Here is a 10,167-nt window from a genome sequence, read left to right as displayed (position 1 = left end):
TCGTCTCGCAATCCGCGGGCACGATGATGTCCCAGCACAGACGCCGCGCGAGCGCCTCGTCGGCGACGAGCCGGGCATCGATCGCGGCCGTGATCTCACGGGCATAGCGTTGCACGCCGGTGATCTGCTGCGTCAGGAAGCGGCCGTTGATCGACCACGATGCGGGCGGGGTCTCCGCGTCGCCGAACGGAACGCGGGTCACTCCGCGGCTTCCGCAAGCAGCGGATTGCGCGCGCGCCCGGCGCCTATCGCGGCGTCGATGAACAGGGCCATCTGCTGGCGGAACGCGTCGCGGCTGAAGGTGGCGGCGTGCTCGCGCAACGCCCGCGCGTCGAAGCTCGCCTCGATCACCTCGAAGCGTGCGATCGCGTCTTCAAGATCGGCTTCGGTCTGTTCCGCGAAGAAGACGCCTGTTTTGCCGGCGATCACGGTGTCGACGGCGCCGCCGGACTCGTAGGCGATGACGGGCCGGCCCGAGGCCATCGCCTCGAGCGGAACGATGCCAAAGTCCTCTTCGCCGGGGAAGAGCAGGGCGCGGCAATTCTGGTACAGGGCCTTCAACTCGGCGTCGGCGATCCAGGCACGGAATTCAACGGTCGGGCCAGCCATCGCGCGCAGCCGCTCCGCGTCGGGACCTGTTCCGGCGACGATCAGGCGGAGGCCGAGTTTCGTGCAGACGGCGACGGCGAGATCCACCCGCTTGTAGGGGACGAGCTGGCCGATGCAGAAGAAGTAGTCGCGGCTGGGCTGCGCCACCGGCGCGAAAGCGTCGAGATCGACGGGCGGAAAGATCACCGTGCTGTCGCGGCGATAGGCTTTTTGGATGCGCCGCGCGATGAAGGAGGAGTTCGCGATAAAATGATCGACGCGGGCCGCGGAGACGACGTCCCACATCCGCAGCATCGGCATGGTCAGCGACATCATCATCGCGGTGAGCGACCCGGCTCGGCTGCGATAGGTATGATATTGGTCCCACAGATAGCGCATCGGCGAGTGGCAGTAGCAGACATGCACCGCATTGGGATGCGTGATGACGCCTTTGGCGGGGCCCGACTCCGACGAGATCACGAGGTCGTAGGACGACAAATCAAGGCTTTCCAGGGCAAACGGCATCAGCAGGAGGTAGCGCTGATAGAGACGCCGCGCGAACGGCAGTTTGCCGATGAACGTCGTGGTGATCCGGTGGGCGTTGATCAGTTCGCTGGTCTTGGCGGGATCATGGACGTGGGTGAAGATGTCGGCGTCGGGGTACATCAAGCATAGGTCTTCGAGGACCTTTTCGCCGCCCCGCATCCCGACGAGCCAATAGTGGACAATTGCGACACGCATCCTTTGAGTCCTTGGGCCAAAAAGACACACAGGTCGGGCCAGGATGCGTCGCCGCGATCCGCCTCTCTGTGTAGCATGCCAAACCATCCGCAACGATCGTTCCCGTACCGCTAAATTCGAGGCGCCGCAGGCTCGAAACTGCGCTCAACCTTAATGCGCCGTTAAGCGCGATACGGTGTCGGCGCATCGTTTCATCGTGCCTGGTGACGACGCACTGCGGGTGACCACATCAATACTTTAAGGGCGTTAAGCCCAAAACAATAGTGACGTCATATGCCAATGAAGATTTGCCGTTGTTTCGATTCTCGACTGGCAATCAGGACGGATGGCGGGTGTGCCAGCGTGGGGCATCGCGCTTGACCGGTTATGTGGTATTGGCTAAACATATGGGAGGAAACATTGTTTCCTCCGCCGATCGAGGCAGGCTCCCCGCAGAAAGTGCCTCGATCTGCCACAATACCACATAGGGAAGCTGCCGCCGGCTGAAGAGGCGGCAGCTTCTTTCTTTGTGAAGCCGGGCCGCGCGCGGTTGGCGATTTCAAGGACGGTTCATCGGCACGGGCCGGCTCGCAAGAACGGCGCGAGGGCAAGAGCCAGCGGGACGACCGCGAAGGCCGTGGCCGCCGCTGCGACGACCGCCCCGTGCGGGCCGAGATGATCGCCGAGGCGGCCGTAGATCAACGGCGTCGCGAGAGCACTTCCGCTGAGCGTGAAGGTGTAGAACACCGCGAAGGCGCGTTCGACGCGGCCGCCGGGCGCGAGTTCGGGGACGGTGCCATACAGCACGGATGAGGTCCCGTTCAGCATCACCCCCAAGACCGGCAACAGGATGAGGACCGGAGCGAGCGGCAGCATGACCACGGCCATGATCGCGACTGCGGTTCCCGCCTCCGTCGCGACGACCGTCGGGATGACGCCGAGTTTTGCCCCGAGCCGACCGCAGACCGCCTTGCCCAGCGCCCCGCCGACAAAGACGAGGGAGAAGGCAAGGCCGACGGTGGTCAGCGCCGCCCCCTTTTCCTGAAGGAGGAACGGCAGATACAGAAGGAATGCCGGGCGCGCCGCATTGTCGAGCATGCCGATCGCGACCAGCAGCCCGAAGCCGGTGTCGCTGGCCGTTACCTCGCCGCTCGATTGCATCGGCTGCGTCGCGTTGCGTCCTTCGATCATGTCGGGGCCCTTGGGCAAAAGCCACGCGACCGCAAGCGCGACCGCCACGCCGACAGCCGCGATGACCCAGAGCGCGCCGCGCCAGCCCAAAAAGACGAGCAGGAGCGTGACGAGCGGCGGCACGGTCGCTTTTCCCAGATCGCCGGCGAAGTTGTAGGTGCCGAGCGGTCCGCGCGCGGCGCTGCCATAGGCCCGCGATATCAGCGACGAGGCGAGGGGATGCTGGGTGCTTGCGCCGATGCCGCCGATCACGAGGGCCGTGCAGAGGCCGGCCAAGCCGCCCGAGGCACCGGCCAGCCCATAGCCGCCGGCGCTGAGGAGCGTGCCGAGCCCAAGAACCATGCGCGCGCCGAAGCGATGCGCGAGCCGGGAGGCGGGGATCTGCAGGGCAGCCAGCGCCCCGACGTAGAGGGTCCGGACCAGCGCGAGGGCCGCAAAGCCGAGCGCGAACTGTTCCTGCCAGACCGGCAGGAGCACGTAGATGAGGTCGCTGTAGCCGTCGTGGAGAATATGAGCGAGGCAGGCGCCGCTCAAAGTCCGGCCCTTCGTGGAGGCCAGGTCGGTGCGCGTCCGCACCATCCAAGCCTCGGCCCGCACTATCCGACTCGCCACGATTGCGTCCTCCCACGTTTCGTCGATACGCTACATGCGTGAGCAATCGTCGATAAGCGCCGCTGACCTCACGCGTGCTGTGCGTTATGCTCACACATATGAGATCCTTGCCGCCGCTTCATGCTCTCCATGTCTTCGAGGTTGCCGCCCGGACCGGCAGCTATGTGAGCGCCGCGGCGGAACTCGGCCTGACCCATGGCGCCGTCAGCCGGCAGATCGCGTCTCTGGAGACCTGGCTCGGGCAGCGCCTTTTCGTGCGGGTCGGCCGCCGTATGGCGCCGACGCCGGCCGCGCAGGCTTTTGCCGCGGAGGTGAGTATTTCCTTCGACCGGCTGATAACGGCCGCCGAAGCGTGCGGCCGGCCTGCCGTGCGGCGGGTCCTCCGCGTGAGCGCGCCAACGACGTTCGCGATGCGCTGGCTGATCCCCCGCCTCGACGCCTTCCACGCCGCACATCCGGACGCCGAGGTCATCGTCGCCACCACGACGACGCTACACGAGGACCTGCGCGGCGGATTCGACCTCGCCGTTCGACGAAGCCCGCGCTCCACTGGAGCGGGGCACGCCTGGGGCGCCTATCGCGCCGTGCCGTTTCTCGACGAGGCCGATACGCTGGTGGCAAGTCCGGCTCTGCTGAGGCGCAAACCCCTGGACGCTCTCGCCGATGTCGCCGATCACATGCTGCTTGCGACCGAGACGCGGTCCGGCGACTGGACCGAGTGGCTCCACGCGGCGAGCCTGCCGCAGGCGGTCGGCCGGCGCCGCATGTTCGACCATTTCTTCGTCACCCTTCAGGCGGCGAAGGATGGGCTCGGCCTCGGGATCGGGCCTTTTCCCGTCCTCAGCGCCGATCTTGCCGAGGGACATCTGGTTGCGCCGTTCCCGCACATTACTGTCCCGCGCTCCGCCTACGTTGCGCTCGTGCCCAACGATGTCGATAAGACGCCGACGCTGTCGGCCTTCGTGCGCTGGCTGCTGGCGGAAGGATCGGAAGTCCCGCCGGCAACGATTTAACCATAAGACCAGTAGCCGGCGTGTCGGCCCTGCCGGCACGCCTCGTGCCCGTAAGGTGCCAAACGAACGCTCGAGTCTCAAAATGGATCACTCTCTTCGCCTCTGGATGCGCATGCTCGTCGCCGTTGCTGCCGCCATGTGTCTTGCCGCCTGCGATCCGGGCTTTGCCGATCAGGCGTCGTCGCCGACGGATCTCGACATTGCCGGCTTCAAACGGACGTTTTCCGAGACGTTCGACCGGCTCGACGTCTCGGCGGCCGGCCCCGGAACCCGATGGGTTGCGCATACCCCGTGGCACGGCGATTTCGGCGACGCCGCGTTCAGCGATCCGCTCCCCGGCTTTCCCTTCGAGACTGCCAGCAACATCCTGCGCATCGAAGCGCGCAAGGAGGCCGACGGCAAGTGGCGCTCCGGCCTCATCGCCTCGCGCGACCATGACGGGCCTGGCGGCTCCGGCTTCGCGCAAAAATTCGGGTATTTCGAGATGGACGCCAAGCTGCCGCCCGGGCCGGGCGTGTGGCCGGCCTTCTGGCTCGTCGGCATCACGGCGGCCCCGCGCGCCGAAATCGACGTGTTCGAATATTACGGGGTCGCGCCGGACAGCTTCCACGCCAACGTTCATGTGTGGGCCGAGGACGAACGCAAGTTCGGCGACGGCAAGATCGTCGACATGCCAGCCGGTAGCGCCAGCGGCAGCTTCAACAAATACGGCGTTCTGATCGAGGACGATTGGGTCACCTTCTACCTCAACCGCAAGCAGGTGTGGCGCACACCGACGCGAGCCGAGTTCAAGCAGCCGATGTACATGCTCGCCAACCTGGCGCTCGGCTCCGGCTGGCCGATCGACAAGACGCCCAATCCGTCGTTCCTCTATATCCGCGCGATCGCGGCCTACGTGCGTCGCCCGTGAACGCCCTCGTCGAACCGGGCGCGGTGAAGGACCGGACCTTCCACACGCTCGACGCCTTGCGCGGCGTCGCCGCGTTGTCGGTGGTGCTATTTCACTGCTTCTATTTCTACGGCCTGCCGCAACCGGTCGAAGGCCAGGTCGCGGTCGACCTCTTCTTCGTGATGAGCGGGTTCATTATCGCCTATCGCTACGACGCCCGGTTCGTCGCAGGGCTCGGCGCGCTGGCCTTCGCCAAGCAGCGTCTCATTCGGCTCTATCCGCTGTTTATCCTGGCGAGCCTGATCGGCGTTCTGCCGGCGGTCGTCGCCATCGCCCTGGGCGATGGCTCCGCGATGAATCGCGGGTTCATCGCCTCGTTCCCGCTGGCCAGCCTCATGCTGCCGTCGCATCTGGCGCCGGGAACGGACTTCGTCTATCCGCTGAACGCGCCGGCCTGGACGTTGGCGCTCGAGATCCTCATCAACATCGCCTATGCCGCGAGCTTCCGGTTCTGGACGATGCGTCGTCTCGTCGGCTGCGTTCTCGTCGGCTTCGCGGCGGTGGTCGCGGCGGCGTATCATTTCGGAACACTCGACGTCGGCTGGACCTGGACGCACTACCTCGGCGGTTTTGCGCGCATCCTCTACGGGTTCGCGGCCGGCGTGCTGATCTTCCGCGTCTTCGAGCGCAGGCCGTTTCCTACGACCTTGCCGTGGTGGTCGTTGCTGCTGATCATCGGTGTGCTGTTCTTCCTGCCGCCGCCGGTGGTGCGCGCCTGGTGGGATTTCGGGCTCGTCGCCTTCGTGGTGCCGGCGATCGTCATCGCCGGCGTCGCCTCGGAGCCGCCGAGGCGCCTGCATGCGGCCTGCGCGCTTGCCGGCGTCTACTCCTATGTCGTCTATTCCCTGCATTTCGTGCTGATCGGGATCTTTCTGCGTCTGGAGGACCGGCTGCATTTCGACAAGGAGGCTGTGTCGGTGGGGAAGGCGCTGGCCTTCACGGTTCTGGTCATCGCCTTCTGCGTCGCGGCAAATATTTTTTACGACAGGCCGATCCGGCGGCGGCTGACCCGGGCCTTCGTCACGGTTCCCGGACGACATCTGCCGATCCTGCACCCGCGGTGAATTTTTAACTATCTTTGGTCATGCTTTCTTACCGGTCCCGTTAGGGCCCGCTTCCGGGACCGCCGCCGCGGCGAGCCCCAGTGTGATTCAAGAGACGCCTAGCTCATGTCGTTGCGGGAGACTCAGGAGCATTCCCAGGATCTCGAGCGTCTCGACCTCGGCGAGGTCAAGCGTTTTCTCGCGCGTCGCTGGATGCTCATTCTCGGCACTGCGCTGGTTGCCGTCATCCTCGCGCTGGTCGCTTGCGTCAGCATGACGCCGATCTACACCGCGATGTCGCAGGTCCTTCTCGATCCGTCGAAACAGCGGGTGTTCGGCCAGGAATCGGTCACCCCCGACGTCGCCCTCGATTCGGCGGTCGTCGACAGCCAGATCCCGATCATCCTGTCGACCCGCACGCTGTCCTACGTCGTGTCGCACGAACATCTGACCGAGGATCCCGAGTTCGCGCAGGCGACGAAACCGGGCATGATCGGCCGGCTTCTGGCGCTGTTCGCGCCGCCGCGGGTGGCCAACGTCGAGCCGCCGTCGCTGGATGGTATCGATCCGAAGCTCGCGCCGGTGATCTCGCGTCTGTTCGAACATGTCGACGTCGCGCGTATCGCGAAGAGCAACGTGCTGTCGATCACCGTGTCCTCGCGCGATTCCCACAAAGCCGCGCTTCTGGCCAATGCGATGGCGCAGGCCTATGTCGCCGATCAGGTCGATGTCCATGTCCGCTCGATCCAGCAGGCCGCGACGTTCTTCGAGGACCGCCTCGGCGCGCTGCGCGACCAGGTCCGGCTGTCCGAGCAGGCTGTCGCCGACTTCCGCAAGAAAAGCGGGCTCGCAACGACCAGCGACGAGAAGGTGACGGTCAGCGAGCAGCAGCTCACCGACCTCAACGAACGGCTCGCCACCGCCAGCTCCGATACCGCGGAGAAGCTTGCCAAATACCAGCAGGCGCAGCATTTCAAGAGCGGCGGCGGCGATCTCGACACCCTGTCCGAGGTCGTCCGTTCCCCCGTCATCAACCAGCTGCGGACCCAACAGGCCGACGTGACGCGGCGCGAGGCCGATCTCGCCGTTACCTACGGCAGCGCCTATCCCGCGATGGCGCAGATCCGCGCGCAGCGCCAGGGCCTGAATGTCGCCATCGCCGCAGAGATGAAGCGCCTCGTCTCGACGCTGAAGAACGATTACGAGGTCGCCAAGGCGCGCGAGGACTCGCTGCGCAAGACGATGGCCGCGATCGGCAATCTGTCCGGCGGCGAAAACGATGTCGGCGTCAAGCTGCGCGAACTCGAGCGCACCAACCTCGCCAACAAAGCGCTGTTCGAGAACTTCCTGAACCGGGCAAAGCTGACCCAGGAGCAGTCGACGTTCGAGGCACCGGACGCCCGGCTCATCTCGCCGGCCCTGGAGCCGGCCGCGCCGTCGTCGCCGAAGACGAAGCTCATCCTGCCCGTCGCCGGGGTCGCCGGCCTGCTGCTCGGCCTCGGTCTCGCCGCAGTGCTGGATCTTCTCCGCAACAGGGTGCAACAGGCGCCGCTCGATCCCGGCCGCTCGAACGGGCGCGGCGAGGTGCCGATTCTCGGTTACGTGCCGGTCATGGACACGAGCGACCGCGGCGGGCGCGGCGCGGCGGGCGCCGCCGGGTTCATGGCCACCCCTCCGCGCTCCGATTTCACCCGTGGCATCGAGGATGTCGCGGCGCGTCTCGCCGCGCTTGGTGGGGCGCGCGTCGTCCTGCTCGCGCCGCTCGTCGCGGGGGAGGGAAGTTCGACGCTCGCGCAGCGCCTCGCGACATTGCTCGGCGCCAGCGGGAAGCGGGTGCTGCTGATCGATGCCGACGACGGCAGGCGGACGCTGTCGATCGGGCTCAGCCTGTCGTCGCATCCCGGTCTCAGCGATGTCCTGCACGGCACCGCGCCGATCGCCGCGGCGGTGGTGCCGCAGGAGGTCTTCGCGTTCCTGCCGGTCGGGCAGACGCCGTTCGATCCGGCGGCGCGTGCGGTCAAGCGGCGTCTCCGCGCGCTTCTTCAGGAGGCACGCGGGCGCTTCGACATCGTTCTCGTCGACGGGGCGGCGGTCCATGAGGGCGGTAATACGATGGCGTGGGCCGGCCTGGTTGACGCGCTGGCGCTGGTCGCCGGCTGGGAGCAACTGCTGCTGCCGCGCTTCGTCCCGACGGTCGATGCCGTCACGGCGCTGCCGCGCTTCGCGGGCCTGATCCTCAATCGGACAAGTCCGCCGACCGCTGCCGAAAGTCTCGCGCTCGCCAGCTGACGCCCGGAATCTGGGCCGAGATGTTACTTTTCGTTTACGTCGTTCGAAGCTTCGTGGCGCGCGAAAGTGTTTTGAAACGACCGTCATGCAAAGTGACGGCATCGACACTCTCATGCTTCCACGGGACAGAGCCGGATGATCGGTAAATCCGCGGCTCGCGACGAGCCGCCGCTGGAGACCACGAGCGACGCCGCGCGCGTCCAGGGGGCGCCTTGCGTGTTCAAGGGATGCCGCGGGGCTTTCCACGCCGGCGTGGGGCCCGTCGGCGTCGTGCTTTGCGCGCCGTGGGGTTTCGAGGATCTGTCCATGCGGAAAAGCTGGCGGCTGCTGGCCGAGGCCATCGCGGCGGCAGGCTTTCCGGTGCTGCGTTTCGACTATCCCGGCACCGGCAATTCGCTCGGCGCGATGACGGACATCGCCGATGCCGCGCAGTGGACCAGCGCGATCGGGGATGCCGCCGATTTCTTGCGCGCCTATAGCGGTGTGAAGAAATACGTCTTCATCGGCCAGTCGCTCGGCGCGGCGCTCGCGACCGCGGCGGCCGGGGCGCGCAGCGATGTCGCCGCTCTGCTGCTGATCGCGCCCGTGGTGAAGGGCCGCGCCTATGTGCGCGAACTTGCCGTCACCTCGAGCCTCGTCGCGGACAAGCTCGGCATCACGGTCGATCTGGCGCCGGGCGAAGGCCTCAGCGTCCTCGGCTTTTCGCTGTCGCAGTCGATGGTCGACAGCCTGAAGGCGCTGGACCTGACGAAGACCGCGATCGGCGGGGTGCAGACCGTCGTGGTCTACGACCAGGCGGACCGCAAGCAGGGCGCGGAAGTTTCGGAACATTTCCGTCGCAACGGCGTCGCGGCACGGCTCGAGACGATTGCCCCCTATCACCTGATGATCTCCGACGCGACGGAGATCCAGCCGCTGCCGGCATCGCCGGCGCAGATCGTCGCGGCGCTGCTCGCGCTTTATCCCGCGTCCGCCCAGGCCGTGACGCCGCGCCTGCCGCTGCTCCCGGCGACCTTGCGCGCGGAGACGTTTCGCGAGGAGCCGCTGCGTTTCGGCATCGACGGCGCGATGCACGGCACCTTGTGCCAGCCTGTGCACCCGCATGCCGGCAGCCCGGTCATCATCTTCCTCAACCGCGGTCTCAACGCGCAGATCGGCTGGCGCCGCGTCTCGGTCGACCATGCAAGGGCCCTGGCCGGCGCCGGGATCTCAAGCCTGCGCATCGATCTCGCCGGCCTCGGCGAGAGCGTCGATCATCCGGGCCGACCGGTGCCGCTGATCTATTCCGACGAGCTCGTCGCCGACGTCAGCGCGGCGATCGACGCGCTCGCGGCGCGCGGGCATGCGCGCATCGCACTGGTCGGCGTGTGCAGCGGCGCCTACACGGCGCTCGCCGTCGCCGAGGTGGATCCGCGCGTCACCGATCTGGTGGTCGTCAACACGCAGCGCCTGGTTTGGAACCCCGCCGAAAACGTCGAGGACGTGATCCGCTACGGCCTGCGCTCGGTGTCGGATTACGTCGGCGACATCAAGAGCCGCAATGCGCTGCGCAAGCTGATCCGCAGCCGCAGGCGCATCCTCCCGGCCCTTTGGTTTCTCGCCAAGCGCGGCGTTGGCGACGCCGTGGCGCGGCTGCCGCTCAGCTGGCGCTCCGCCCTGCTGCGCGAGTCGATGGCGGGCCGGGTTCAGCGGCTGTTCGCCGGCCTGTCCGCCCGCGGCACGCGGGTGTCGCTGGTCTACAGCGACACGGATCCCGGCCTGC

7 protein-coding genes and 1 pseudogene are annotated in these 10,167 nt (G+C 66.7%); 5 read left to right on the top strand and 3 right to left on the bottom strand.

Annotated features, from left to right (window positions below; genetic code table 11):
* The 3 genes and pseudogenes from GSQ79_RS08280 to GSQ79_RS08270 all read right to left on the bottom strand — a co-directional run.
* Positions 1-202: pseudogene (locus GSQ79_RS08280) on the bottom strand (hypothetical protein); the annotation flags it as partial.
* On the bottom strand, positions 199-1,329 hold the full coding sequence (locus GSQ79_RS08275; protein WP_158808246.1) for a glycosyltransferase: 1,131 nt from the start codon (positions 1,327-1,329) through the stop codon (positions 199-201). The gene GSQ79_RS08275 and the pseudogene GSQ79_RS08280, both read right to left, overlap by 4 nt.
* Positions 1,330-1,878: 549 nt before the next feature.
* Positions 1,879-3,078 carry an MFS transporter gene (locus GSQ79_RS08270; protein WP_158808273.1) on the bottom strand — a complete coding sequence of 400 codons (1,200 nt, stop codon included), beginning with the start codon at positions 3,076-3,078 and terminating at the stop codon, positions 1,879-1,881.
* Between the two features lie 131 nt (positions 3,079-3,209).
* On the opposite strand from GSQ79_RS08270, the gene GSQ79_RS08265 reads away from it, so the two are divergent.
* The 5 genes from GSQ79_RS08265 to GSQ79_RS08245 all read left to right on the top strand — a co-directional run.
* Complete coding sequence (locus GSQ79_RS08265; RefSeq protein WP_158808245.1) at positions 3,210-4,124, top strand: LysR substrate-binding domain-containing protein; 915 nt, start codon at positions 3,210-3,212, stop codon at positions 4,122-4,124.
* A gap of 82 nt (positions 4,125-4,206) precedes the next feature.
* A complete protein-coding gene (locus tag GSQ79_RS08260) occupies positions 4,207-5,034 on the top strand; it encodes a glycoside hydrolase family 16 protein (RefSeq protein WP_246725194.1) in 828 nt (275 codons plus the stop codon).
* On the top strand, positions 5,031-6,137 hold the full coding sequence (locus GSQ79_RS08255) for an acyltransferase (RefSeq protein ID WP_158808244.1): 1,107 nt from the start codon (positions 5,031-5,033) through the stop codon (positions 6,135-6,137). The genes GSQ79_RS08260 and GSQ79_RS08255 overlap by 4 nt, the downstream gene beginning before the upstream one ends.
* A gap of 105 nt (positions 6,138-6,242) precedes the next feature.
* Positions 6,243-8,405, top strand: coding sequence for an exopolysaccharide transport family protein (locus tag GSQ79_RS08250; protein ID WP_158808243.1), 2,163 nt, complete (start codon positions 6,243-6,245; stop codon positions 8,403-8,405).
* A gap of 135 nt (positions 8,406-8,540) precedes the next feature.
* Positions 8,541-10,167: alpha/beta fold hydrolase (locus GSQ79_RS08245; RefSeq protein ID WP_158808242.1), on the top strand; the 1,627-nt coding region annotated here is incomplete at its 3' end.

Source organism: Beijerinckia sp. L45 (assembly GCF_009765775.1).
Lineage (GTDB): Bacteria > Pseudomonadota > Alphaproteobacteria > Rhizobiales > Beijerinckiaceae > RH-AL1.
This window is presented reverse-complemented; position numbering and strand designations above follow the sequence as displayed.